Here is a 24083-nt window from a genome sequence, read left to right as displayed (position 1 = left end):
CCGGCTTTCGCTAACTTGTCCCCCAAAACTGCAGTCTTCGCCGACCGCGACGGTACATTGATCGAACACGTCGACTACATCGACCATCCGGACAAGCTCAAGCTGCTGCCCGGAGTCAAAGCCCGCGTCCACCAACTTATAGACAAGAAGATCCCTTTCTTCATCCTGACAAATCAATCCGGAGTCGGCCGCGGTTACTTTCCCATAGAAACGGTGCACGCCTGCCAAAAAAAGCTCTTTGAACTCCTCGAAATCGCTCCCGGGCAGATCGCCGGCTGGTGCATCGCGCCGGAGCTCCCGGACACCGAAGGCGGCTACCGTAAACCCTCGCCACGATTCATCGAGGAAGCCTGTCAGCACCTGGGCACCACTCCAAAGCAATGCCACATGATCGGCGATACCCTGGTCGATCTCGAAACCGCATGGAACTCGGGAGCCCAAGCTTGGGCCGTCAGCAATGGCAAACCAGAGTTGCCCAAGCGGGCAAACGCTGGCGAAATCACAGGTGATTTCACATTGTGCGAGAATTTCCCAACATGCGTCGACAGGATCTTGACGGCTTGACCTAAGCCCCCCTTTCAGGCGACTCTAGCGAATTGACTCGAACAAACATTGAAATGAAAACAGGCAATTACACTCTCGTCACAGGCGGCGCAGGATTTATCGGCAGCGCGCTGGTACAGGCACTCAACCAGAGGGGAAACTGTGACATCGTTATTGCCGACATTCTCGGTCAGGACGACAAATTCAAGAATCTCGTTCCGCTGCGCTACGCCGACTACCTCGAAGCTGACGACCTTCTTGAGCTCGCCGAGACCGAACCGGAGTACTTCGACCAGTTCTCGACCATTTACCATCTCGGTGCCTGCTCTGCCACGACCGAGAAGGACGCCAGTTACCTGATCCGGAATAACTACGAATACACCAAGGCGCTCGCTACGATCGCCATCGAAAAAAACATCCGCTTCGTCTATGCTTCCAGCGCCGCAACCTATGGCGACGGCAGCCAGGGCATGGAGGATACGCTCGAAGACCTGCATACACTGTGCCCGCTCAACATGTATGGTTATTCCAAGCACATGTTCGATTGCTACGCGCAGCGTATGGGCTGGCTGGACCGTATCGTCGGCCTGAAGTATTTCAACGTGTTCGGTCCCAATGAAAACCATAAGGGCGACATGCGCAGCCTGGTCAACAAGGCCTACGATCAAGTGACCGCCACCGGCGAGATCGGGCTCTTCAAGAGCTATCATCCCGATTACACCGACGGCAACCAGATGCGTGACTTCCTCTACGTGAAAGATGCGGTTGCGATGAGCATACACCTCGCGGAAACACCCGCAGCCAACGGCTTGTTTAATCTCGGCAGCGGTGAAGCCAACACCTGGAATGCACTGGCCGAAGCGATATTCGCCGCACTCGACCTCGAGCCGAACATCAAATACATCGACATGCCCGAAACATTAAAGGGCAAGTATCAGTACTACACCTGTGCCAACACCGGGAAGCTGCTTTCCACCGGCTTCGACGCATCCAAAAACTTCAATCTACACAGTGCGGTCAAAGACTACGTGCAAAATTACCTCGTGCCCAACAAACATCTCGGACAGGAGTCCTGACCCCATCGATGCACCTTCCCAACGAAAAATGGCTGACCCTGGAAGAGGCTGTCGGAATGCGCCAAAAGCTGCGTGATGCGGGCCGCACCATGGTCATGACCAATGGTTGTTTTGATCTACTGCATGTCGGTCATATCTCCTATCTGGAAGCCTCCAGGAAGTTGGGCGACAGTCTGTGGGTGTTGATCAACAGTGATGAAAGCGTGCGTGCGCTGAAGGGCCCCACCCGCCCGATTGAGTCCGAAGCGGAGCGCGCCTACTGCTTGGCGGCACTTAACTGCGTGGATCACATCGTTGTCTTCAACAACCCACGCCTGATCGAGGAGATCAAACTGCTTCAACCTGACATCTACACCAAGGCCGGGGACTACACCCTGGACACCCTGCACGCCGGCGAGCGTGAGGCTTTCGAAGCGGTCGGTACCGAAATCAAATTTCTTCCTTTTCTCGAGGGCTTCAGCACCACCAGGATGATCGAAAAAATTCACCGTGCCGCCAGCTTGTAAGTGCCGCCGCAGTCACCATATTCCATTGAAGACAATGACCACCGCAGAAGAAGAATACGGAAAGCTCAAATCCACTCTTGAGGCTTTTGAAGCGCAGCTACCCGCAGTCGAAACCACCGCGGAATTGATTGTCCAGCGCCTGCAGTCGGGCCACACCGTCTTTGCCTGCGGCAACGGCGGCAGCGCGACCGACTCCATGCACCTTTGCGAAGAGCTCGTCGGACGCTATCGCGGTGATCGGCGTCCACTGCCGGCCGTCTCCCTCAACACCGACACGTCGGTACTGACCTGCATCGCAAACGACTACGGCTTCGACGAAATCTTCTCCCGGCAGGTGGAAGCGCTCGTCAAAAAAGGCGATATTGTCGTCGGTTTCTCCACCAGCGGAAACTCGGAAAACATTTTTCAGGCCCTTCGCGCCGCCTCAGCCAAAGGAGCCACCACCATACTGCTCTCCGGTGGCGATGGCGGAAAGATCAAAGAGATTGCGGACCATACCGTCATCGTCCCGAATCATAACACAGCTCGTATTCAGGAAATACATACCTTTATACTTCATACCTGGCTGGAACAGGTCGAAGGTATGGATTGGACCTAGCGGACAACATTAGCGCATGGATATTCAGAACACGCTGAAGAAGCTCCCGGACTTGAACGTTCTCGTGATCGGGGACATTATGCTGGACCACTACATCATGGGGGATGCCACACGCATCTCGCCTGAAGCCCCTGTCCCTGTCGTCTCTGTGGCATCGGACCGCTATGTCCCCGGAGGGGCCGCCAATGTCGCGAACAATCTGGCAGGCCTCGGCATCCGCCCGACGATACTCGGAAGCTACAGCGACGACCACGAGTGCCTGCGCCTGCGGGAACTACTGGCGGGAAAACAGATCAAACTCTCCGCATTGGGCCAAAAGCAGAACATCCCCACCATTTTAAAGACTCGGGTTGTCGTCCAAAGGCAACAACTCTGCCGGATCGACCGCGAGGGCAAGGCAAGCGACTATGCCCTGGATCATCTTTTTGATTCCAAGGAGTTTAACGAATTAATCGGCGCAGCTGATGCCATCCTCCTTTCCGACTACGCAAAAGGGGTCATCAACGACGGACTGCTGCAGCGGATACGCTCGGAATTCGCAAACAAGGCGACATCTCCCCTACTGGTAATCGATCCCAAGCCAAAACGACACTTGGACCTGCAGGGACTCGGGCTGATGACTCCCAACCGTGCGGAAGCCTTGCAGATGGCGGGATTCGACAACAGCCCCGATGCCGACTTTGATGATACGGCAGTGTGCGATGCCATCTTCAGGAAATATGGCCCGGAGAAACTGGTCATCACTCTTGGAGCGGACGGAATGCTACTGGGCGAAGCCGGGCGAATCATCGGACGGATGACGACGGAAGCACGTGAAGTTTTTGATGTCTCCGGTGCCGGTGATACGGTAATCGCCGTTTTAACTGCCGCGCTTGCCGCTGGCGAAAGCCTCGAAGATGCTGCCGCGCTAGCCAATAAAGCGGCCGGCATCGTGGTGGGACACCTGGGAACGGCGCCCATCTCCTCGGCCGAATTGCTCGCAAAGCGACCGAACTAAGAACTCGACCGTTTCTTCAAAAAGCAAGGGCAGCCGAAAAGACCAAGCCGTAAGCGGCCACGACCACGCCGGATGTTTTGAGAGCCGCGAGATATTCGTCTGAGCTGTGAAGCTCAGGCAAACGCCATGCCAGCAAAGCGGCAGGAATCAGGGCCAACAGAGCTAGAGGCAGTAAGCGGTTCTGCAGCGCCACGGAAAGACAGCATGTGATCATGGCGACGGTAAACACAGTCGTCCGGTACTGCCACAATGCAAATGTACGGCCGAAGCTTACCGCCAGGGTCTTTTTACCCGAAACGAGGTCCTCCTCCACATCTCTGTAGTTGTTGACCACCAGAATGTTGTTAATCAGCAGGCCACAGGCGAAGCCGGACCAGTACACCACCCAATCCGGTGGACCTGCCTGAACAAAATAAGTGCAACCGACGGCAATAAAGCCGAAAAACAAAATGACAAAGACATCCCCCAGCCCATTGTAAGCCAGGGGGTAAGGCCCCCCGGTGTAACACCAGGCACAGAGGACAGAGACCACGCCCACTGCCAGCAGCCACCAGCCTCCGAAAGGGATGAGTAAAAGCCCGAGGCAAAAAGCAGCCCCCAACACAACCAACGCCGCTCGCTTCATGGAATCGGCGCGCACCAGACCGCTTGCCACAGCGCGTTGAGGACCGATCCGCTTTTGCGTATCCGAACCCTTCACACCGTCCAGGTAGTCATTGGCAAAGTTCGTTCCGATTTGTACCAACAATGCAAAAAATAGGCAAATCAATGCAGGTCGCCAGTCAAAGAGCCCTGCGTGCCATGCCAATGATGTGCCGACCAAGACCGGACAGACGGCCGCCGATAGTGTTTTGGGGCGAGTGGCCTCCAGCCAGACGGGAATTTTACTCATATTGAAAAGAGCGGTGCAGCTTGCTCGTTAGCAGGTAGCACGAGCGTCTCGCCTGTATATCACTTCGGTTTGTCATATTAGGAAAAGCAGAGGGGCCGCATTTTCACGGTTGCCAGCCAAAAAAATGAGTGAGACGAGTTCGACAGCCGCCGCTCGACCTGGCTCGTGCCAGTTCGCTACGGAATATAGCTTTTGTCGTCAGTCCGCTCGCCGGCAGCCTTGGCCGCGAGCTTGGCTTCCCGTTTTGCCGCCGCCCGGCGTTTGAAATAGCGATAAATCGTTCGAATCACGAAATAGAGTAGGAAAAGAACCAAAACACCCGCGAGAATCGGAATCAACACGGCCAAGCCCGCCGTCAGGACGGAACCGCCCAACTCGGCCGTGGATACGGCCGGGTTGCCAATCCCCCCCGTCGTGGCCGAGGAGGTTCCGCGGGCGATCACCGAAGCTCCCTGAACCACCCCTGCCGTACCACCTCCGGCAATCATCGCGACGGCCCACTTAAAGGAACCGTCCCCCATGAATTCAGGCAGCATGGTGCCGGTGATGACCGTGCCCGCCGTCACCGCCAACGGGGTCGCAATCGTATCCAGGGCATTGTCAATCCAGGGGATGTAGTAACTGCCTATTTCCACGACCGTTGCTACGCCAAGCATAATAGTCACCGGCGTACTGCCCAACCAGTGGTGCTCTCCTAACACTTCTTCGACATTGAAGCCTCCGAGGAAATCGACCTCCATTCCCGTGTTTGCCGCCAGGCTCGCGACGAAAAGAGGGACAAAAACACGGAAACCGCACGCGGCGGCCAGTCCGACCCCCGCAAAGATAGCCATAAATTCGTTCATAGTGTCATATTTCTAATTGATTTGACCGTCTTTGGAAGCGTAGAGTTCATTGTGTAATGCCACTGGACCTTTGATAAGTCTGATAAAAAAAAATTGGACTTCTCCCACGTTCAATGTAGGTTAATCACTTATACATTATAAACACTCGTCTTAACTTTATTTATTATGAATACTACTAAATCACCCCGTGCAGGTTTTACCCTGATTGAACTTCTTACCGTTATCGCGATTATCGGCATTCTTGCCGCGATCCTTATTCCTGCTGTTGGCGCGGTGCGAATCAAAGCTGCCCAAGCTTCTTCGCAAAGTAACCTCAAGCAGATTGCCTTGGCTTATAACAATTTCAGCATCTCCGGTTCCAGAACACGGATTATCACCCAAGGCACTTGGGCTCCCGGCGAATTCAGCGCAAATACCCCAGCACAGTGGGCTCAAGTTCTTGCAGAGTTCGGCGGTTTGAATGACGGTGCCCTCTACTTCATCGGTTCAGATGTGAATGTTGCGGCACTTGCTGATATTCCTCAAATCATCCTTCAAAATATCAACACGGCCACTGATGTAGCGCCTACTACTGACTGGAATGCTGCTGCTGACGCTGTCAGCTATGAAATGGGGGCCGACCTCAGCCCCAATGCACAGGCCACGATTACCCCGCTGATTTGGACACGTGGACTGCTTACTACCGGCCAATGGGAGCCGACCTCTCCATGGGAAGGTCAAGGCGGACACATCGCCTACCTGGATGGTCACGTTGTCTTCTACGAAGACGTGGTTGATCAGCTTGTCGATCCTGTTGATGCCTCCAAGACCAGCAGCATTGAAGATGCAGTCGGTGTGAACGGCGAAATCCTGAGAGAATCCAACTAAGATCTGATATTTTTTACCTAGCGAGCATCCAAACGGATGCTCGCTTTTTTATGTCTGGCATTTGCCATCGGCCCCAATAATACGGATGCAATAAAATGTCCTCACCTATCTATATCCTCGGTCATAAGAACCCCGATGTGGATGCCATCTGTTCTGCACTGGCATACGAAGCGTACAAGCATGCCACGGGACAGTCCGAGTATATCGCAGCTCGCTGCGGCAACTCCAACGCACGTATTGAAGCCATTCTCGAGCGCTTTAAAGTAAAGCTCCCCCGTTTCATCGGTGATGTGACGCCACGGGTCGATAATCTGATGCACAAGCAGGTCTTGAGCGTCTCCCGCGAAAGCACCTGTTCCGAAGCACTCGAACTCATCGACAAATATGACGTCCGCGCACTTCCCGTAGTCGACAGCGAAGGTCATGTGGAAGGCATGGTCTCGATTTTCCAGCTGGGCGAATTTTTCATTCCCAAGCCCAAAGAGCCCAAGGCGATGCGACGGGTCAACACCAGCATTAGCTCGATCATACGATCGCTCGATGCAGAAATTCTGCACTGTGATAACACCGATCAGATTGAAGAACTGTTCGTCCGGATTGGTGCTATGGACATCCGCTCCTTTGGGAGCCATCACAAGGAACAGGGACTCCCCTCGGAAAAAAGCATCATCATCGTTGGCGACCGCTGGGATATTCAGGAACGTTCCATCCAGCTGGGCGTTCGTCTCCTGGTGGTGACCGGCGGACTGGAGGTCGACGAAGATGTGGTGGCGCGGGCGAAAGAGCATAATGTTTCACTGATTGTCAGCCCATACGACTCCGCAACCACCTCCTGGATCATCAAAACCGCGACGCACATCGGCGGCGTCATCGAATCCGAAGTTCAGCGCTTCACCCCCCAGGATACCATCGCCTCCGTCAAGCGGCGTATCGCAAATAGCGCCGACCCTCTCTATATGGTGGTTAACGACGACCAGCAACTTATCGGAGTCTTCTCGAAAAGTGATATTCTTCGCCCCAGTAGCACACGTATCGCACTCGTTGACCACAACGAGTTGGGCCAGGCGGTAAATGGAGCCAGCGATGTGCAAATCACGGAAATCCTGGACCATCACCGGTTGGGCAATATTCCGACCGAGCAGCCGATCTTGTTCATTAATCGACCGGTAGGATCCACCTGTTCCATTGTCGCCGATCTCTTCCGCTCCGCCGGCCTCACCCCAAAGCCATCTATTGCCGGCGTCATGATGGCGGGAATCATTTCCGACACCCTACTCCTCAACAGCCCGACAACGACTCCCCTTGAAGGTGAGCTGCTGGATTGGCTCAGCCCGATCGCGGACATCGAGCCCAAGGAACTGGCTGACATCATTTTTTCCGCGGGCTCACTCATTATCAACAACACTGCGGAACAGGTCATCAGCGCAGACTGCAAAATCTACGATGAAGGTGATTTCCGCTACTCCGTCTCACAGATTGAGGAACTTGGCTTCGACAACTTTTGGAAAAATGAAGAGGAACTCAGCGACGAACTCGAAGCTTATCGTCAAAAGGAGGAGCTCTATTTCAGTTTCCTACTGGTGACCGATATCAACTCGCAAAACTCACTTCTTGTAGCTGCTGCCAATGATGAAGTGAAGTCGGCCATTAGCTATCCTCGCCGTAGCCAGAGCAACATTTACGAATTAACGGGCATTGTCAGCCGTAAGAAGCAATTGATCCCCTACATCTCGACCATGTTGAAGACGATGGGCATGCTTGGCTAGTAGCCTCGTCTAATACCACTTTGCAAAAGTTTTGATCTTTTTGGAAACAGATTTTGTAGCGAACTTGCGCCAGCAAGGTTGAGGGTGGTATCTGAGTGCTAATCGACGGCACTGGCGTGCCATCGCTACAACCATTAAGTATCAATTCTTTTTTAGAAGTGTATAACTTGAATGAAACTTAATTAAGAGTATTTACCGTAGTCGCTCTGCTGATAGCCGTGCGATCCGAATCGGCCAAACGGCAGCACTTGCAAGCTCGGGCGACCGGCTGAAGCGGGTCACCTACGTCCAGCAGCAGTAAAACACACTTCTACCTGCCATTCGCTCTAACCTTCGCCACCCAAAGCAAAATTAACCGCTTCGATACCCGCGAGCGAGCAGGCGTCCATCACCTTGACGATTTGGGCGTGCTTAACGCTACCGCCCGGCGAGATGGTGACAATCGCCTCCACCTTGTTGGCCTCACTGGCCTCACGGAAACGTGTCAGCATGGCAGCTAATTCGTCGAAACGGTCTTCCTCCGGACTGTCGTAGGAATAATCATTCACCACAACCTGGCCGCCATCCTGTATCTCAATTACCTGCTCGTCCGGTAAATCCAAGGGTTCTTCCTGCTCCACCGAACCGGGAAGCTGAAATGAGAGATCCGCTTCCTGACGTTCCAGTGTCGATGAAACCATGAAGTAGATCAGCAGCAAGAAAACCACATCAATCATAGGAGCGATTGGTATGGAGGTTTTGTCTTCCTGCCTTCTGCGTAATTTCGCCATAAGTGATCAGCGTGATTGGTAGGTCGCGTATATGACCTCATAAGCACCGACCTCGGCACATGCATTGAGGACTTTCCTGATCTCCCGATAAGGCGTTTGGGAGTCCGCGCGGACATGAATACGTAATTCCGGATTAGCTTCGAGCGCCTGCTTCATCTCGCCCTGCATCCCTTCTATATCGAGCGGACGTGCCCCCAGGTAAAGATTCCCATCGGCATCCAGGGAAACCGTGCCACGGTCCGACAAATCATCGGGAACATCACTCTGCTCGGATTCAGGCAGGTCCAGCTTCACCTGCTTGTCGGCCTGGGCAAGCGTGCTGACCGTCATAAAGAAGACCAAGAGAAGGAAGACCATGTCGATCATCGGCGTCATGGGAAAATCCTCTTCCGGCGGGTGGCTCTTTCGGCGGCGTGCCATGAGCATCATTAAGTATCTGAATGCGTCCGGTTTGAAGACAAAAAAAAGAGGCGCCCGCCATGCGGACGCCTCTGAAAGTTCAGACCGGAATGGTCTTAGTAAACCTGTGTGGCTTCTTCTTCCGGAACCGGGCTGCGGAGCAGATCGGAATCCATTTGGGCCTTGAAGCGTGCGTCACCTTCGGAGACGGCTTCTGCAACCACGCGGAATTCGATAATTTCCTTGGCCTTGAGTACCGGATAAGCAGCGAAGCTTACCTTGTTACCAGAGATCGTGCCCTTGGTGTCACCGGATGCGGAGATCACCTTAAGCTCGCCCGGAAGTGCCACATCAAGTGTGACGTTGGTATCCTGAGCGGTACCCTGGTTAGTGATTTGTACCACATATGTGGTTTGCTCACCTTCAAGCAACGGATCTTCCGTATCGATCACCTCGATGAGGAGAGCCGGATAGCCGCGCCATTCGGTGCAAGCTTCGTCGGAACCACTGAGACCGTATTCAGCGGAAGAAGCGCTGACTTGGTTACAGTAGGTGCCACCTTGCTTACCACGAACTGTGAGCTCGAAGCTCTTGGATTCGCCGGCACCAAGGTTGGTTGTCCAAGTAGCGGTGTTACCGTTGATCTGGGCGCCCGGAGCCGCAAGCAGCTCGTTCTGGGACGGTACAGTATCGGTAACGACGACGTCGGTAAGCGGCACATCACCGGTGTTGGTCACCTTGATGGTGTAAGAGGCCTTCTTGCCGACAAACTGCATCGGTGTGCCTTCCTTCGTTACATCCAGACCTGCTTCCACGACGACGACGCAAGCGTCATCCTTGGCGGAGCCGGCATTGGAGGAATCAACAACGGCAACGTTGCAGTGTTCGCCGGTAGCAGCGGCTTCTGTGTTCACAGTGATGTCACGGCTTTCACCCGGTGCAAGTGTGCCTAACTCAGTGGTCAGTACCTTCTCACCGGAAGCGTGTGTCACGCCGTTTGGAAGTGTGTCGGTGACGACAACATCATAAGCGCAGAAGTTACCGGTATTGGTGACCGTGATGTTCCAGGGAACACCGGCACCAAGAAGCACCTGCTCATTGGGAGTCGTCTTAACAATAGCCAGTTCCGGCACACCAACCGAAGTTGTCGTGCAAGCTTCCGGGTAGGCGGTGATTGTTGCACAGCTGCTGAGATCCGCAACTTGTGTCGGCTTCACCGTAAGCTTGAGAGCGACATTGTCACCTTTCTCAAGGTTGTAGAGCGTCCAGGTGACATTGCTGCCACTGACATCTGCTTCCGGATCACTGGAAACATAAGTGGTGCCGGCAGGAATCTGCTCCTCGACAACAACCTTCTTTACCTTGTCTTTAGCGGTAACGGTATAGTTGTAGTCATAGTTCTCGTTCAGAGAAACCATGGCGGGAGCCGACTTTTCCAGACGGACCAGGTACTGGTCTACGTAATCGGTAACAACGCCGGGGTCGCAATCAGCCTTGGGCGCAGGTGCCGGCGCAGGTGCCGGTGCTGGCTCAGCTTTTGGCTGACCACGGAAATCGTTAATATGTCGGTTGTTGGACGGGACCTTCAGATTGAAGACCGTTGTGTCAGGAGAATCCGAAACGGTGAAATTTTTGCCTGGGTCCGGATCAGCGTGAAGCTGAAAACCAGACACAGCAAACATTCCGACCATAACGGTAGCTCCTAGGAACTTTTTCATGATATTCATATGTTCGTTGTGGTGTAGTTGGTTTACTTTGGTAACGGGCGAGATAAACCCGATCATCTATGATTGAGATGAGCCTAAATCCTAACCAGCTAACCAGTATATGCCAGTAAAAACATCACAAAATTCTTCATTAGGTGACCTTAACCCTGCGCCCCATAAAAGAACTTTTTCTAAAAAAAGGGCGTGTCACAATCTGTGACACGCCCTGGTAAAAATCAATCCCGTTGGCTAGGCTCAGGAAACGGTTTGAAAGAAATTCTTCACCTGCGCCTGAGCATAATCACGGTTGAGGTGGGCAATCATGTCCAGAGAGATTTGTTTCGGGCAAACAGCCTCACACTCTCCGATATTGGTGCAGCCACCAAAACCCTCGTCATCCATGGTGGAAACCATAGCCAAAGTACGGCGATCTTTTTCCGCCTTACCCTGGGGAAGGCTGTTCATGTGTGAGGCTTTCGCTGCAGTGAAGAGCATTGCCGATGCATTTGGGCAGGCCGCCACACAAGCACCACAACCGATACATGCCGCCGCATCCATCGCGTAGTCCGCCGTGCTTTTAGGAATCGGCATATCATTTGCATCGACGGCGCTACCAGTACGTCCGGTAATAAAACCTCCCGACTGTATAATGCGGTCGAAGGGTGAGCGGTCCACGACCAGGTCTTTCATCACCGGAAAGGGTTTGGCCCGCCATGGTTCGATCGTGATGGTTTGACCGTCACGGAAATGACGCATGTGGAGTTGGCAGGCAGTGGTCGCCCGTTGTGGTCCGTGAGGGATGCCGTTAATGGTCATGGAGCACATGCCGCAAATACCCTCGCGGCAATCATGGTCGAATGCCACCGGCTCCTGCCCCTGCTCGACGAGTTGCTCGTTGAGAATATCGAGCATCTCCAGAAATGAGGAATCCTCGGAGACATCACTCAACGGATACTCTTCAAATTTTCCTTTGGTCTCGCCGTTCTTTTGGCGCCAGACCTTGAGTGTTAGATTCATTGTCTTTTCCATTTTCGAGATCGGTTTAGATTATTTGTAGCTGCGGGTCGCCAGCTTGACGTTTTCGTAAATCAACGGTTCACGGTGCAGCTTCGGCTCCTGATCGTCACCGAGATATTCCCAGACACCAACAAAGGCAAAGTCTTCGTCGTTTCGCATGGCCTCGCCGTCATCCGTCTGGTGCTCCACCCGGAAGTGACCACCACAAGACTCTTCACGCATCAGCGCGTCGCGGCACAAAAGCTCTCCAAACTCCATGAAATCGGCCACACGCCCGGCTTTTTCCAGTTCGGGGTTGATGCCGTCGGCGTCACCCACGACGCGAACGTTTTCCCAGAATTCCTTGCGCAGGGCCTGAATCTCGCGGATCGCTTCTTCCAGACCTTCCTTGCTTCGGGCCATGCCGCACTTTTCCCAGATGATGTGCCCCAGTCGTTTATGGAATGAACGTGGAGACTCATTACCGTTAATTGACATGAGTTTATCGATCCGGGCTTTTACATCAGCTTCGACTTCAGCAAAGGCCGGGTGGTCGGTCGAAACCTGACCTGCGGCGGCCACGCCCTGTTCGCCAAGGTAATTCCCTACAGTGTAAGGCAGGACAAAATAGCCATCCGCCAGGCCTTGCATAAGAGCGGACGCCCCGAGACGGTTCGCACCGTGATCGGAGAAATTCGCCTCACCTCCCACGAACATGCCGGGGATGGTGCTCTGCAAGTTGTAGTCCACCCAAAGACCGCCCATGGTGTAGTGGACGGCCGGGAAGATCATCATCGGCACCTCATAAGGATTGTCGCCGGTGATGCATTGATACATCTCAAAAAGATTACCGTAGCGTTCTTCAATCGCTTTTTGGCCGTCCCGCTTAATGGCGTCGCGGAAGTCGAGATAGACCCCCAGTCCGGTCGAAGCGATACCGCGGCCCTCATCACAAGCTTCCTTGGCCGCACGGGACGAGATATCACGCGGAGCCAGGTTACCGAAACTCGGATACTTCCGTTCCAGATAGTAATCGCGCTCATCCTCCGGCACGTCGTTCGCAGCCAGCTCACCGGCACGTATTTTCTTGGCCGTCTCCGGCGACTTGGGTGCCCAGACGCGGCCGTCATTTCGGAGCGACTCGGACATCAGCGTCAGCTTCGACTGCTGATCGCCGTGAACGGGAATGCAGGTCGGATGAATTTGCGTGTAGCAAGGGTTGGCGAAACCGGCACCGCGCTTGTGAGCGCGGTAAGCTGCCGTTACATTGCACCCCTGCGCATTGGTCGAAAGGAAGAACACATTGCCGTAACCTCCGGTAGCCAAGACAACGCAATCACCGGCGTGTCGGGAGATCTCACCCGTCACCATGTTCCGGACAATAATACCTTTGGCATGCCCGTCGACCTTGACCACATCCAGCATTTCGTGGCGGTTATACATCTTGACCTTACCAAGACCGATTTGACGGCTGAGCGAAGCATAAGCCCCCAGAAGGAGCTGCTGTCCGGTTTGCCCGCGGGCGTAGAAAGTTCTGGAAACCTGGGCACCGCCAAAGGATCGGTTGGCCAGTTGACCGCCATATTCACGGGCAAAAGGTACGCCGGACGCCACACACTGGTCGATGATATCGGCGCTGACTTCCGCCAGGCGGTAAACGTTGGCCTCACGGGCGCGATAGTCGCCGCCTTTAACCGTATCATAAAACAGGCGGTAAACACTGTCGCCGTCATTCTGATAGTTCTTGGCCGCGTTAATCCCGCCCTGTGCCGCAATGCTGTGCGCGCGGCGGGGACTGTCCTGGTAACAAAAGCAGGAAACATTGTAACCCTGCTCAGCCAGACTGGCGGCAGCCGCGCCACCGGCGAGGCCGGAGCCCACCACGATGACGTGGTACTTCCGGCGGTTAGCCGGATTGACCAGCTTCATTTTAAACTTATGGCTCGACCACTTTTCCGCGATCGGACCCTCGGGTATTTTAGCATCCAGATTCATCGTCTACGTTCCGTCCTATTTTTGTAAATTCTCAGTGATTGTGGCAACGGTGCCGTCGAGCCCGCCGGTGGGATCCATCTTAAGCAAACCGGTCAACGCTGCAAGTGGGATGACCGCAAAACCGATAAAAACGATCCAGCCGTAAGCCACGGCCACGAGATTCAGGCGCTTGCGCCACTCCTTATTTCGCAGCCCAAGGGTTTGGAACATGCTGCTGACCCCGTGGGCCAAATGCATGCAGAGTAGGCCTGTCGCGATAATGTAAAATGCGGACACCCACCAAACCTGGAAGCCGGCGACCATCATATCGTTAACGTTGAAGGTCATGACGTCATGGCCGTTTTTCTGAACAATCTCACCACCCTTCACCAAGGGCACTTGCGTGACGGAGTTCTCGATACTCTCATCGTAAAGCATTCCCGGAACCACGCGTGCCGTGTAATGCGCGATGTGAAAAATGATAAACGCCAACAAGATGAAGCCGCTGATCCGCATGGTACGTGAAGCGTAGGTCGCCTGGACCCTGCGATTTTCTGCATAATTCGATGGACGCGCCTTCTTGTTATCCAGTGTCAAGGATATCGCTGCCCAGATATGGACGGCAACACTGGCAAGCAGGAAAAGCCTGATGGCCCATAGGGCCGCTGTCGGCATCACGTGATGCAGCTTGTAAGCGTAGGCATTGATAACCTCCGCACCCAGAAAGATCTGCAAGTTTCCGAGCATGTGGCCCATCACGAAAAGGACGAGTACCAGCCCGGTCAGAGCCATGAGAATTTTTCTCCCAATCGTGGATTGGACGAATTTACAAAGTGGAGAACTCATAATTTGTCTTAGTCAGTGTGTAATAGCTATGCGGCTGCGGTTTGTTTTCAAACGCGTAGGTTATGCTCCATGATCTATTAGTGAATGCTGCACACTCTATTAGTAAAGCTAACTTTAAATCGCCAATAGACATAAAACACACCCGACTGAGAATAGGCTGATGAAATTGTCGATTCTAAAATCAAAAATACTAATCACAGATATACCCTGAAACAGTTTTACTTATTGAAAATAACTTCCTGTCTCTCGGGCCTAAAAATGTTTGCCATCCCCAAAGAGGTCACAGTTGAATGCGAGCCCGGAAGCGGCAGCTCCTACCTGCCCTTCCTTTTTTCATTATGGCGCAGAAAAACAGCATGAAATATATCTTCGTCACCGGTGGCGTCGTTTCCTCGCTCGGAAAGGGGCTAACTTCCGCCGCGATTGGTGCTCTCCTGGAGCAGCGTGGCCTGAAGGTCCGCTTGCAGAAATTCGACCCGTATCTGAATGTGGACCCCGGTACGATGAGTCCATTCCAGCATGGCGAGGTCTATGTCCTTAACGACGGCGCGGAGACCGACCTCGATCTCGGCCACTACGAACGCTTCACTTCGGGAGAACTCAGCCGCTTCAACAATCTCACGTCCGGTCAGGTCTACGAAACAGTCCTGCAAAAGGAACGCCGGGGCGACTATCTCGGTGCCACTGTTCAAGTGATCCCGCACGTCACGAATGAGATCAAGGACCGCATCTACAAGGGAGCCGGCGACGATGTGGACATCCTCATCACCGAACTCGGTGGCACGATTGGCGACATCGAAGGCCTCCCCTTCCTTGAAGCCATGCGCCAATTCGCACTTGAAGTCGGGCACAAGGACGTGCTCTTCCTGCATTGCACCTTACTCCCCTACCTCAAAGCTGCCGGTGAACTGAAGACCAAGCCCAGCCAGCAAAGCGTGGCCAAGCTTCGGGAAATCGGTATTCAACCGGACATTCTCGTCTGCCGGACCGAAGAACCGATGACCAATGAGATGCGGCAGAAACTCTCCCTTTTCTGTAATGTCCCGGTAAAGGCCGTGATCGAGGAAATGGACGTCGAGACTTCGATCTACGAACTGCCGCTGGCGCTGAAGTCAGAGAACGTCGACGATCTCATCGTGGAACACCTCAGCCTGAACGCACCCGACAATGACATGCAGGTGTGGCACGACGTGGTGCGTCGCCTGAAGGCACCGAGTCACAAGGTCGAGATCGGCGTTGTCGGAAAATACATCGAACTACAGGACGCCTACAAATCCGTTTATGAATCGATCATCCATGCCGGCATCGCCAACGACTCCGCCGTGCGCATTGTCCGCTTGGATGCCGAGGAGATTGAGGCAAATCCGGAAAAGCATCTGGCCTCTCTCGACGGCATACTCATCCCTGGAGGTTTTGGAGACCGCGGCACCGAGGGAAAAATCGCTGCGGCAAAGTACGCCCGCGAGAACGGGACCCCCTACTTCGGTCTCTGCCTGGGCATGCAAATCGCGGTGATCGAATATGCGCGCCACGTTGCCGGATTGGAAGAAGCCAACAGCACCGAATTTAACGCGGACACTCCACATCCCGTGATCGACATCATGGAGGACCAGAAGGACCTCACGACCAAGGGTGGGAATATGCGCCTGGGCGCCTGTCCCTGTCACCTGGAAGAGGACAGCTTCAGCTTTGATGCCTACGGCGTGCCGGATATTCATGAGCGCCACCGCCACCGCTACGAGTTCAACAATAGATACCGTGAACAACTGAAAGAGAGCGGTTTACGCATCGCCGGAATCAACCCCGAACGTGATCTGGTTGAAATCGTGGAAATTCCCGAGCACCCCTGGTATGTGGGCGTGCAATTCCACCCGGAATTCCAATCCAAGCCCAACGCCGCGCATCCCCTGTTTGCCAACTTCATCGCCGCGGCACTGAAGTATAAGAAATAAGCATGCGCCGGATCGCCGCAGCCACGCACTTATTATTTGCAGTGCTGTTATTCAGCGCTTGTGCCTCTGTTCGCCAGCCCAGCAGCTACATCGCTAATCTCGGACTCAACAGCCGCCCTATAATCGGCGAATTCGATGTTTGCGATTCGGCTGGCTGTCGCAGCATCACCGGGCTGAGCTATACCCCGCAAGAATGGCAAACCATCGCTGCCCTATTCGAACCAAAACCGGAAAGCCCGGCTGAGGAGCGGGAGCGTATCAACATCGCAATCGGGGCGATGGAGACCATGATCGGTGCCAAAAATGACACTTTGGGTGATGCCCCCAAAAACAAACGGCACTTAGGTACGGGCAAGCAGATCGACTGTATCGCCGAAGCGGCCAACACAACCGTTGCGCTGCTGCTGCTACAACAAGACGGCCTGCTTCGCTATCACACGGTCGGTTTCCCAAAACACCGCGGTTTCACCCGCTTACGCTTTCCCCACAACACCGCGTCCGTCACTGAGCGAAAAAGTGGAGACAAATATGTCATCGACTCTTGGTTTTTCGCCGGGGGCGAACCTTCCATCAGTGTCCCCGTGAGCGAATGGAAAGCAGGTTACGACCCCCACAAAGATCCAGATTTTACGGTGCCAAGCGCTCAGTGAACCACTGACTAGCTTCGTCTTTGCGATAAACAAAACGATCGTGCAATCGATTCGGGCGCCCCTGCCAAAACTCGAAGCTATCCGGGACAATGCGATACCCGCCCCAGTGATCCGGCAGCGGCACCTTTCCTTCGGCGAACTTTCGCTTCATCTGGTCCAGTTTCGTCTCTAATACCGACCGCGAGGTGATCACTTTGCTCTGCGGCGAAGTCCAGGCGCCCAACTGGCTACCGAAAGGACGACTGAGAAAATATTTGAGGGATTCAGACTTGGAAACACGCTCGACCCGCCCCGTCACATTGACCTGACGCTGCAGTGGCAACCACAGGAAATTTGCGGCCACCTTGCCCGTTGCTTCGATCTCTACCGACTTGCGGCTTTCGTAATTGGTGTAAAAAGTCATCCCCTTGTCGGAGAAATCCTTCAAAAGAACAATCCGCGTACTTGGCTGACCGTCCTTGGAGACCGTGGCCAGGCACATGGCATTGGGCTCCTCCAACTGGGAGTCCATCGCCTGTTGGAACCATTTCTCAAATTGTTCAAAGGGTGAAGCCAGCAAATCCTGTTCGGAAAAGCTGCCCTTGGTATAACTTTGCCTGAGTTCGGAGAGGTCCATAATTGTAGGAAGGTGCGAATGTTAAAAAGTAGCAAGGTGAGAGAAGCAAAAATGGCCGGCATGAAAACTTTCCAACATTCCCACCTTCCTACTTTCACACCCCGTCACCCGTTCTCCGCCAGCCAGCGTTCGGCCTCGATTGCCGCCTGACAGCCCATCCCCGCCGCTGTGATCGCCTGGCGGTAAACATGGTCCACGCAGTCACCGGCCGCATAAAAGCCCTCGTACTTGGTCTTCACCTGACTTCCCGCCTCGGGAACGATGTAGCCGTCGCCGTCAAGTTCGAGGACGCCCTCGACAAAATCCGTGTTTGGAATATGGCCGATCGCGATAAAGACCCCCTTACATGGGATTTCCCGCTCTTCGCCGGAGTTGACATCTTTGACCCGAACTCCCTTGGCCAGGCCCTTATCATCTGCCAGGACCTCGACCGGAACCGAATTCCAGGCCATCTCGATCTTTTCATGCGACGTCGCCCGGTCCGCCATGATCTGGGAAGCCCGCAGCTCATCACGGCGATGAATCAACGTCACTTTCGAGCAGAAACGGGTGAGAAAAAGCGCTTCTTCACAAGCCGAGTCGCCACCGCCGACAACCACGACTTCCATATCGCGGTAAAAGGCGCCATCACAGGTCGCACAGGTGGTCACTCCTTTGCCCCCGTACATTTCCTGCTCCCCGGGAATGCCGAGCAGGCGTGGGCGCGCGCCGGTCGCCACGATGACTGTTTTGGCCTCAAATACCTTATCCCCCGCGTAGAGCTTCTTCGTCTCCCCTTCGATCTCGACCTTATCGATTCTTGCATGCTCGTAGCGTGCGCCAAATCTGGCAGCCTGCTTACGCAGATTATCCATCATCATGAAGCCGTCGATCCCCTCCGGAAAACCGGGAAAATTCTCCACTTCCGAAGTCGTCGTCAACTGACCACCCGGCTGGGTGCCCTCAAGCACGAGAGGATTCAGCTGGGCGCGGCCCGTGTAAATTGCAGCGGTAAGTCCGGCACAACCGGTGCCGAGTATAATAACGTCTTCCATAGTCTTTGATTAGTTGAAAACTGTGAGAAAACGCTCAGTCGGCTTATTCTCAACTAAATTATGCGATTTGCCTTTTTCTAAAGCTTATTTACCCTAATAGGCATGAGAAACCATGGTTTGAAAGGGCTTATCCTCCTCATTTTCCTTCAATCTGTCACCGGAGCAGAACTCAAGATCGGTGATAATCTGGAAACAACTCTCGCGACCCTGGGCAAGCCGGTCGGCACAATTGAACTCAGAGAAAAAACTCTGTTGCTCTACCCTGAAGGCGAAGTCGTTTTGAAAAAGGATGCCGTGGTCGAAATCGACCTGATGTCGGAAGATGAATTCCAGAAGGAACAAGCCCGCCTCAAGAGAGAACGCGAAGAGTGGCTCGCCGAGCAGGCCAGACTGAAACAAGCCCGCACGGAAGAGGGAACGTCCATTCGAGCTGCGAAACGCAGCAGCAGTGCCTTTGCCTCCCTGCCCGCCAAAGACCGAGTCGACTTCTGGCGTAGCTTTCAAGTGCGCTATCCGGAAGTCGATGTCTCCGAGGAGTTGGCCCTGGCCCTCGAAGGCTACCAAACGGAACTCGCAGAATTGAAGTCGCAACAACAAATCGCACAACTCGAAGCCCGGGTGGCCAAAGCGGAACAAGAGGCGGCCAATGCCCGACTCGAAACACAACGCCTCAAGGAGGAGACTGAACGTAGCCGCCAGTCCACACGCTATGGACTACGCTACTACTACGACCCCGTCGTGCAACCGCGCTATATCTACCGGCCCCCTACGGTGACGATTTTCACCAACGGAGAAAAGAAAGAGGTGAAGCACCACAAACCGGATTACTGGAAATTCCGCCACTACAACCCTGACGGCACAGCGGAACGGGTGGCTCGTATTTTGCACGGCGAGAAAAGCGATTAGCAGTCAAGAAAGCTCAAAGAGTTCCAAGGGAAAGCGCCCCTGCCAGCCGATTACTTTCCGACCAGCAAAACAGAAAATTGGATCGCCGGGAAGTAGCGATTACGAACCGATCCTACTGCGCGCTATTTTCTGCCTTCAAGCCCCGCATCAGTGCTCCGGCTTCGCGCTCGACACCTTCCCGGCATATCCGGCTGGCCGGGTAAATATCCTGAGCCGCCAGATAAGCTGCCAATGCACCGGCGTGTTGCCCATCCTTTGACTGGCGTTCCGCACGATCCACCTGCTGGACAAAATCGGCAACCCGTGGCGCCAACTCGGCTCGTGCCTGGTTCATCGGGCCGTCGGTCGCGTTAATTTTGGATGCTTCGGCGAGAAGTTCCCAGGCCGCATAAGCTTCGCCCTGTTTAATCAACTCCTCGCTTTGTTTCACCAATAAATCAATGCGGGCGACCTGATCGATTACTTCCATCAGGAGTGGTTTACGCTCCTCATCCTCGGCTAAAGCAAAGCCAAGTTCCAGACGACGGTCGTAAATCGCGCGGCGCTCGTTCCTTTCATACAAATCATCAAAGATCTGGACCCCCTGGGAGCCGGCCGTCGCCAGCTTCGTCGTTTCCATTTGGAACTCCCGTATCGCAGGATTGGAGGGCCATATCTCGATCGCCTGCATCAATTCTCCACGTGCTTTTTCAATGTCGCCCGTGTTGCGGTATTGGGACGCGGCGAATACGGCCATGTCGCTCATACTTTTGGCTGTTTCCACGGCGGAAAGTACACGTGACTTCGGAAAATCTTCGGCCAGAGTGGAAATACTCTCTGCCAGTTCCGTGACGCCATCGTAGTCTTTTGCTTCGGCCAAATCACCGGCTTCCATCAAGCTGCGATACAGGTCGAGCAGATGTCGGCGCTGCTCAGTGGGAATTTTGTTTAATTCAGTCAGGTGCTCGCCGAGAAAGAAGACTTCCTGCAAACGTTCCAACGCAAGCATGGTCCGGCGTTCCTCGTAAGCGGCATTCACAGCCTCGACACCCTTGTCCACGTCGTTGATCGCTTCCCGCGCGATAAACGACATACTGTCGACCGTGTAGGACAGATCACTGCCGGGCAGAAACTGTTCCAGCTGGCTTTTGCCCACCTGAAGTTCCTGATGCGACCCCTTGAAAATCAGCTGGTAAAACCCGGACAGTACAAGCGCATGCTCAAAGCGGCGCTGCATGAGGAAACTTACAATCTGGCTCTGAAATTGAAGTTTGGCCTGTAGTCCGGTGCTTGCCGCCTCGGTCTCAAGGGCAAGTATTTTAGCTTCGGTTTCCGCAAGGTCCAGAGCACGAAAGGCGGCTTCGGATGGCAGATCATCTTCGCTGGCCTCGCCCGAGGACTCCATGCTTTGCCGGCGTGCATGGCTCGACTCTCGCATGCGCTTCTCTTCGATGCGCTCCAACATCCTTTTACGGTTGGCGACCACTTCCTGTTGGTACTTGCGCATGTCTTCCAGTTCGCGCTGCGACATGGCCACACCACGGCTTTCTTTACGAATACGCCAGGCATTGAATACCTGGTTGGCGACAATCGTGCTGTTCCCGCCGTCAATATCGAATTCTGAAGCACGGAAAAGCAATTCCCAGGTGTCGAGGATCGTATCGTCCGTGTTGTTGTTCGAGACGGAAAGCCGCTCCATAATATCAGCGATCAATCGCGCATACTGCTCTTCCTCTTCGCTAGGTGACGCCAGCAGGAAGCGCTCGAAACGTGACCGAAAAGCCCGTTGCTCCGCAATGTTGAATGTCTTCCCCTTCCAGTTGAAACTGCCGTTCTCGAAATCCATCGAGTCACTCGTTGGATCAAAGACCCGATTGGCTGTCTCAAGAAAAGTGTTACTCTCGAATAAGCCGTTGGTCGGGGCGCTGGCCCCGGCTTGAGCCGTCTGGGTTGGCGGGTTCGACGGAGCCCCACCGGATGAAGCACCGTTGGAAACCGGAAATCCGCCTTGAGCCAGAATCGTTCCAGCCGCAAAGAATGCACTGAAACTAAAACTTACGTAAATCTTCCACATAAATCAGTCCTCCTTTTCGTATAATCGCGCGCATTTCGTAGCGCTGGCCGACATGCAGGTTTTGCCCGACACCATCCGGCACAAAAACCGGCACGCGTGATGTAGAACCGTCGGTCTCCACTGCCAGAATACGGCCGACCCCTTCTTCCCACTGTATTTGTGAATCGATTTGAGCGGATATCAGATAGGTATTTCCGAGAAAGTTCGCCGGGTTCTTGAGATATGAATCCACCGGCAAACTCTCCAGGCTGGAGAACTCACCTTTGCCGCAGGCCGTAAGCAAGACGACGGACAGAACAGTGCAGAATATTTGCAAACCATTGACAAATAGCTTGGCGGGATAACGGCGGTCTCGAAACATAGTTGGTAGATGCAACTTTAAAGGTAAAATTAGGCTCATGCTTAGTTCCAGCGTTTTTGCTGGCAACCCCAAAAGACCATAACTGCTCCGAGAACAAAATGCAGGCCGAGGACCGCAAGAGATAAGCCTGCGGATGGGATCCATTCACTGGATTCCAGTCGATACGCATCATACAATCGAGTTTCCAGCATAGAGCTGAAATACCCCCCCCAGCCCCAGTAAGCATTGATGAAAGGTCGGCAGACCCAGACCAAGGCCTCGGGCAAAGCCAGTACAATTCCGGAGAGCGGCAACTGGAAGCCAACCAGATAGACCGAAAGCAGCGATGCCTTGTCCGCGGAATCAAAAATAGCGGAAAATCCGAGACAAATCGCCGTCATGGAGACACAGCACAAAACCAGGACACCGGCCTGCAAGGAAGCCACTCCGGGGAATTCACAGATATACCTGACAAACAGCATCATCCAAAGCCCCTGAAGAATGGCCACGGATGAGGCGAATATCAGCTTGCTGCTGGCATAAGCCCCCGCACTCAACCCCGCGAAGCGTTCTTTTTCATACAGCTGACGCTCTCCGGCAATTTCCCGGGCACCATTATTGCTCCCCATCAAGGTGAGCAGGATGACCTGAAAGAGAATCAACCCGGTCACCAGCGAAGCCATTTCCATGGCATCAATCCGATACCGTAAATCTTCACTGGCCCGTTCCATAAAGCCGGCCGAGGAATCCATCGAAAGGCCTCGGAGCTGCGGAATGCCGTCCCAGGCAAAAATCGTTACCAGTAAAGGGAAACCGATTGTGATCCCCAAGGTGAGCAACCAATACCCGCGGTCGCGTTTAAAGAGAAGCGCGCGTCGAAGCAATAAGGTCCAGGTCTGGGCAATGGGCCCCGGGGGCGGCGGGGCCTTTACCGCCGCAATTTCGGAGTGTACGGCGACATCCGTATCCGAACCCTTCCAACGCTCACGCCAATATTCAATATCGTGCTCGTTGAGTTTATCATAAAGGTGGAGCGCGTCGGGGATATCAAAATAACGATTCAGCGCTTCCAACTCACCCTGAAAAATCACGACACCTTCGTAAACCACCGTAATCCAGTCGAATTCCTCCAGCTTGGCCAGATTGTGGATGATACAAATGAAGGTTTTTTCCTGCTCATCCCTCAAACGCTGCAGCACTTCCAGAATCTGGTCTTCGGATTTCGGATCGAGGCCACTGGTCACTTCGTCGCAAACCATGCATTGTGGGTCCCCCACCAGTTCGAGCCCCAGCCCAAGCCGGCGTAGTTGACCGCCACTGAGATCGCCCACCTTTTTGGTACGGTGCTCATCCAGACCAATCCGCTTGAGAATCTCCTCGATTCGCTTCGCCTTGACCACGCCGTCCCTCACACACAGGTCGAGCGCATACTGCAGGGCCTCGTTGACGGTCAGCCGCTCGTGGGCGATGCTGAACTGGGGCGCGAATGAGAGCATCCCCTGAAGATCCGAGCTTTTGTAGATTCGCTCCCCGGCATAACTGACTTCTCCCTCACTCGGCAGAATCCCCAGCATGGCCTTGACCAAAGTGGTCTTGCCACAACCGGAGGGGCCAATGACTGCATTCAGGGCGCCGCCTTTAAATTGCGCCGTCGCACGATCCAAAATACGCGGCCCGTTGGGTCCGACATCAACCGATAATTCTTTGCAGGATAGCATTGTGCTTAATTTATCTTTGCGGAAGATGCAAAG

The 24083-nt window shown here is 54.1% G+C and carries 23 protein-coding genes; 10 read left to right on the top strand and 13 right to left on the bottom strand.

Annotation, left to right across the window (positions count from 1 at the left end; translation table 11 throughout):
- The first annotated feature begins 15 nt into the window (after positions 1 to 15).
- The 5 genes from DDZ13_RS13625 to DDZ13_RS13605 are packed head-to-tail and all read left to right on the top strand — an operon-like array spanning position 16 to position 3720.
- The gene (locus DDZ13_RS13625) at positions 16 to 564 is read left to right on the top strand and encodes a D-glycero-alpha-D-manno-heptose-1,7-bisphosphate 7-phosphatase (protein ID WP_233246168.1); all 549 of its coding nucleotides are present in this window, start codon (positions 16 to 18) and stop codon (positions 562 to 564) included.
- Positions 565 to 617: 53 nt separating this feature from the next.
- Complete coding sequence (rfaD, locus tag DDZ13_RS13620; protein ID WP_110132012.1) at positions 618 to 1619, top strand: ADP-glyceromanno-heptose 6-epimerase; 1002 nt, start codon at positions 618 to 620, stop codon at positions 1617 to 1619.
- An 8-nt stretch (positions 1620 to 1627) separates the two neighbouring features.
- Entirely contained in the window at positions 1628 to 2125 is a 498-nt protein-coding gene (locus DDZ13_RS13615; protein WP_199221134.1) for an adenylyltransferase/cytidyltransferase family protein, read from the top strand.
- A gap of 34 nt (positions 2126 to 2159) precedes the next feature.
- Positions 2160 to 2723, top strand: coding sequence for a D-sedoheptulose-7-phosphate isomerase (locus DDZ13_RS13610; RefSeq protein ID WP_110132011.1), 564 nt, complete (start codon positions 2160 to 2162; stop codon positions 2721 to 2723).
- 16 nt (positions 2724 to 2739) lie between these two features.
- A complete protein-coding gene (locus DDZ13_RS13605; RefSeq protein WP_110132010.1) occupies positions 2740 to 3720 on the top strand; it encodes a bifunctional heptose 7-phosphate kinase/heptose 1-phosphate adenyltransferase in 981 nt (326 codons plus the stop codon).
- Between the two features lie 16 nt (positions 3721 to 3736).
- Here the strand turns inward: DDZ13_RS13605 and DDZ13_RS13600 are convergent, their stop codons facing one another.
- Together DDZ13_RS13600 and DDZ13_RS13595 are read right to left on the bottom strand one after the other, a co-directional pair.
- Positions 3737 to 4612: a 1,4-dihydroxy-2-naphthoate polyprenyltransferase gene (locus DDZ13_RS13600; protein ID WP_110132009.1), complete on the bottom strand. Its 876-nt coding sequence runs from the start codon at positions 4610 to 4612 to the stop codon at positions 3737 to 3739.
- 176 nt (positions 4613 to 4788) lie between these two features.
- Positions 4789 to 5457 carry a DUF4126 domain-containing protein gene (locus DDZ13_RS13595; RefSeq protein ID WP_110132008.1) on the bottom strand — a complete coding sequence of 223 codons (669 nt, stop codon included), beginning with the start codon at positions 5455 to 5457 and terminating at the stop codon, positions 4789 to 4791.
- A gap of 165 nt (positions 5458 to 5622) precedes the next feature.
- On the opposite strand from DDZ13_RS13595, the gene DDZ13_RS13590 reads away from it, so the two are divergent.
- Entirely contained in the window at positions 5623 to 6324 is a 702-nt protein-coding gene (locus DDZ13_RS13590) for a type II secretion system protein (RefSeq protein ID WP_110132007.1), read from the top strand.
- Between the two features lie 95 nt (positions 6325 to 6419).
- Positions 6420 to 8090, top strand: coding sequence for a putative manganese-dependent inorganic diphosphatase (locus DDZ13_RS13585; protein WP_110132006.1), 1671 nt, complete (start codon positions 6420 to 6422; stop codon positions 8088 to 8090).
- A gap of 326 nt (positions 8091 to 8416) precedes the next feature.
- On the opposite strand, the gene DDZ13_RS13580 is transcribed toward DDZ13_RS13585, so the two are convergent.
- The 6 genes from DDZ13_RS13580 to DDZ13_RS13555 form a co-directional block, all read right to left on the bottom strand.
- On the bottom strand, positions 8417 to 8860 hold the full coding sequence (locus DDZ13_RS13580) for an ExbD/TolR family protein (RefSeq protein ID WP_110132005.1): 444 nt from the start codon (positions 8858 to 8860) through the stop codon (positions 8417 to 8419).
- A 6-nt stretch (positions 8861 to 8866) separates the two neighbouring features.
- On the bottom strand, positions 8867 to 9280 hold the full coding sequence (locus DDZ13_RS13575; RefSeq protein ID WP_158279926.1) for an ExbD/TolR family protein: 414 nt from the start codon (positions 9278 to 9280) through the stop codon (positions 8867 to 8869).
- 95 nt (positions 9281 to 9375) lie between these two features.
- A complete protein-coding gene (locus DDZ13_RS13570) occupies positions 9376 to 10977 on the bottom strand; it encodes a DUF7507 domain-containing protein (RefSeq protein ID WP_158279925.1) in 1602 nt (533 codons plus the stop codon).
- A gap of 243 nt (positions 10978 to 11220) precedes the next feature.
- On the bottom strand, positions 11221 to 11982 hold the full coding sequence (locus DDZ13_RS13565; protein ID WP_110132057.1) for a succinate dehydrogenase/fumarate reductase iron-sulfur subunit: 762 nt from the start codon (positions 11980 to 11982) through the stop codon (positions 11221 to 11223).
- A 30-nt stretch (positions 11983 to 12012) separates the two neighbouring features.
- Positions 12013 to 13956 carry a fumarate reductase/succinate dehydrogenase flavoprotein subunit gene (locus DDZ13_RS13560; RefSeq protein WP_110132002.1) on the bottom strand — a complete coding sequence of 648 codons (1944 nt, stop codon included), beginning with the start codon at positions 13954 to 13956 and terminating at the stop codon, positions 12013 to 12015.
- 15 nt (positions 13957 to 13971) lie between these two features.
- Complete coding sequence (locus DDZ13_RS13555; RefSeq protein ID WP_110132001.1) at positions 13972 to 14781, bottom strand: succinate dehydrogenase cytochrome b subunit; 810 nt, start codon at positions 14779 to 14781, stop codon at positions 13972 to 13974.
- A 356-nt stretch (positions 14782 to 15137) separates the two neighbouring features.
- Between DDZ13_RS13555 and pyrG the strand changes: the two genes are divergently transcribed.
- Positions 15138 to 16733, top strand: a complete 1596-nt coding sequence (pyrG, locus tag DDZ13_RS13550) for a CTP synthase (RefSeq protein WP_110132056.1) — start codon at positions 15138 to 15140, stop codon at positions 16731 to 16733.
- 2 nt (positions 16734 to 16735) lie between these two features.
- Positions 16736 to 17383 carry a hypothetical protein gene (locus DDZ13_RS13545; protein ID WP_110132000.1) on the top strand — a complete coding sequence of 216 codons (648 nt, stop codon included), beginning with the start codon at positions 16736 to 16738 and terminating at the stop codon, positions 17381 to 17383.
- Here DDZ13_RS13545 and pdxH read toward each other — a convergent pair.
- Entirely contained in the window at positions 17361 to 17999 is a 639-nt protein-coding gene (pdxH, locus tag DDZ13_RS13540) for a pyridoxamine 5'-phosphate oxidase (protein WP_110131999.1), read from the bottom strand. The genes DDZ13_RS13545 and pdxH overlap by 23 nt on opposite strands.
- Positions 18000 to 18103: 104 nt before the next feature.
- Complete coding sequence (gene trxB, locus DDZ13_RS13535; protein ID WP_110131998.1) at positions 18104 to 19033, bottom strand: thioredoxin-disulfide reductase; 930 nt, start codon at positions 19031 to 19033, stop codon at positions 18104 to 18106.
- 102 nt (positions 19034 to 19135) lie between these two features.
- Here trxB and DDZ13_RS13530 point away from each other — a divergent pair, with 102 nt between their 5' ends.
- Positions 19136 to 19939: a hypothetical protein gene (locus DDZ13_RS13530; RefSeq protein ID WP_110131997.1), complete on the top strand. Its 804-nt coding sequence runs from the start codon at positions 19136 to 19138 to the stop codon at positions 19937 to 19939.
- A 112-nt stretch (positions 19940 to 20051) separates the two neighbouring features.
- Here the strand turns inward: DDZ13_RS13530 and DDZ13_RS13525 are convergent, their stop codons facing one another.
- From DDZ13_RS13525 to DDZ13_RS13515, 3 genes are read right to left on the bottom strand one after another with little or no spacing between them, the layout of a single operon-like run.
- Positions 20052 to 21992 carry a tetratricopeptide repeat protein gene (locus tag DDZ13_RS13525; RefSeq protein WP_146209371.1) on the bottom strand — a complete coding sequence of 647 codons (1941 nt, stop codon included), beginning with the start codon at positions 21990 to 21992 and terminating at the stop codon, positions 20052 to 20054.
- The gene (locus DDZ13_RS13520) at positions 21967 to 22353 is read right to left on the bottom strand and encodes a hypothetical protein (RefSeq protein ID WP_110131995.1); all 387 of its coding nucleotides are present in this window, start codon (positions 22351 to 22353) and stop codon (positions 21967 to 21969) included. Before DDZ13_RS13520 ends, DDZ13_RS13525 begins: the two co-directional genes overlap by 26 nt.
- Positions 22354 to 22394: 41 nt before the next feature.
- Positions 22395 to 24050: an ATP-binding cassette domain-containing protein gene (locus DDZ13_RS13515; protein WP_110131994.1), complete on the bottom strand. Its 1656-nt coding sequence runs from the start codon at positions 24048 to 24050 to the stop codon at positions 22395 to 22397.
- Positions 24051 to 24083 lie beyond the last annotated feature (33 nt).

Origin of the sequence: Coraliomargarita sinensis (assembly GCF_003185655.1) — a bacterium.
Lineage (GTDB): Bacteria > Verrucomicrobiota > Verrucomicrobiia > Opitutales > Coraliomargaritaceae > Coraliomargarita_B > Coraliomargarita_B sinensis.
Note: the sequence above shows the minus strand (reverse complement) of the source record. Positions and strands in the feature narration are given on the sequence as shown.

Coding starts and splice junctions, on each gene's coding strand:
- rfaD (WP_110132012.1), top strand. CDS start 618: ATGAAAACAGGCAATTACACTCTCGTCACAGGCGGCGCAGGATTTATC.
- DDZ13_RS13615 (WP_199221134.1), top strand. CDS start 1,628: ATGCACCTTCCCAACGAAAAATGGCTGACCCTGGAAGAGGCTGTCGGA.
- DDZ13_RS13610 (WP_110132011.1), top strand. CDS start 2,160: ATGACCACCGCAGAAGAAGAATACGGAAAGCTCAAATCCACTCTTGAG.
- DDZ13_RS13605 (WP_110132010.1), top strand. CDS start 2,740: ATGGATATTCAGAACACGCTGAAGAAGCTCCCGGACTTGAACGTTCTC.
- DDZ13_RS13600 (WP_110132009.1), bottom strand. CDS start 4,612: ATGAGTAAAATTCCCGTCTGGCTGGAGGCCACTCGCCCCAAAACACTA.
- DDZ13_RS13595 (WP_110132008.1), bottom strand. CDS start 5,457: ATGAACGAATTTATGGCTATCTTTGCGGGGGTCGGACTGGCCGCCGCG.
- DDZ13_RS13590 (WP_110132007.1), top strand. CDS start 5,623: ATGAATACTACTAAATCACCCCGTGCAGGTTTTACCCTGATTGAACTT.
- DDZ13_RS13585 (WP_110132006.1), top strand. CDS start 6,420: ATGTCCTCACCTATCTATATCCTCGGTCATAAGAACCCCGATGTGGAT.
- DDZ13_RS13580 (WP_110132005.1), bottom strand. CDS start 8,860: ATGGCGAAATTACGCAGAAGGCAGGAAGACAAAACCTCCATACCAATC.
- DDZ13_RS13575 (WP_158279926.1), bottom strand. CDS start 9,280: ATGGCACGCCGCCGAAAGAGCCACCCGCCGGAAGAGGATTTTCCCATG.
- DDZ13_RS13570 (WP_158279925.1), bottom strand. CDS start 10,977: ATGAAAAAGTTCCTAGGAGCTACCGTTATGGTCGGAATGTTTGCTGTG.
- DDZ13_RS13565 (WP_110132057.1), bottom strand. CDS start 11,982: ATGAATCTAACACTCAAGGTCTGGCGCCAAAAGAACGGCGAGACCAAA.
- DDZ13_RS13560 (WP_110132002.1), bottom strand. CDS start 13,956: ATGAATCTGGATGCTAAAATACCCGAGGGTCCGATCGCGGAAAAGTGG.
- DDZ13_RS13555 (WP_110132001.1), bottom strand. CDS start 14,781: ATGAGTTCTCCACTTTGTAAATTCGTCCAATCCACGATTGGGAGAAAA.
- pyrG (WP_110132056.1), top strand. CDS start 15,138: ATGAAATATATCTTCGTCACCGGTGGCGTCGTTTCCTCGCTCGGAAAG.
- DDZ13_RS13545 (WP_110132000.1), top strand. CDS start 16,736: ATGCGCCGGATCGCCGCAGCCACGCACTTATTATTTGCAGTGCTGTTA.
- pdxH (WP_110131999.1), bottom strand. CDS start 17,999: ATGGACCTCTCCGAACTCAGGCAAAGTTATACCAAGGGCAGCTTTTCC.
- trxB (WP_110131998.1), bottom strand. CDS start 19,033: ATGGAAGACGTTATTATACTCGGCACCGGTTGTGCCGGACTTACCGCT.
- DDZ13_RS13530 (WP_110131997.1), top strand. CDS start 19,136: ATGAGAAACCATGGTTTGAAAGGGCTTATCCTCCTCATTTTCCTTCAA.
- DDZ13_RS13525 (WP_146209371.1), bottom strand. CDS start 21,992: ATGTGGAAGATTTACGTAAGTTTTAGTTTCAGTGCATTCTTTGCGGCT.
- DDZ13_RS13520 (WP_110131995.1), bottom strand. CDS start 22,353: ATGTTTCGAGACCGCCGTTATCCCGCCAAGCTATTTGTCAATGGTTTG.
- DDZ13_RS13515 (WP_110131994.1), bottom strand. CDS start 24,050: ATGCTATCCTGCAAAGAATTATCGGTTGATGTCGGACCCAACGGGCCG.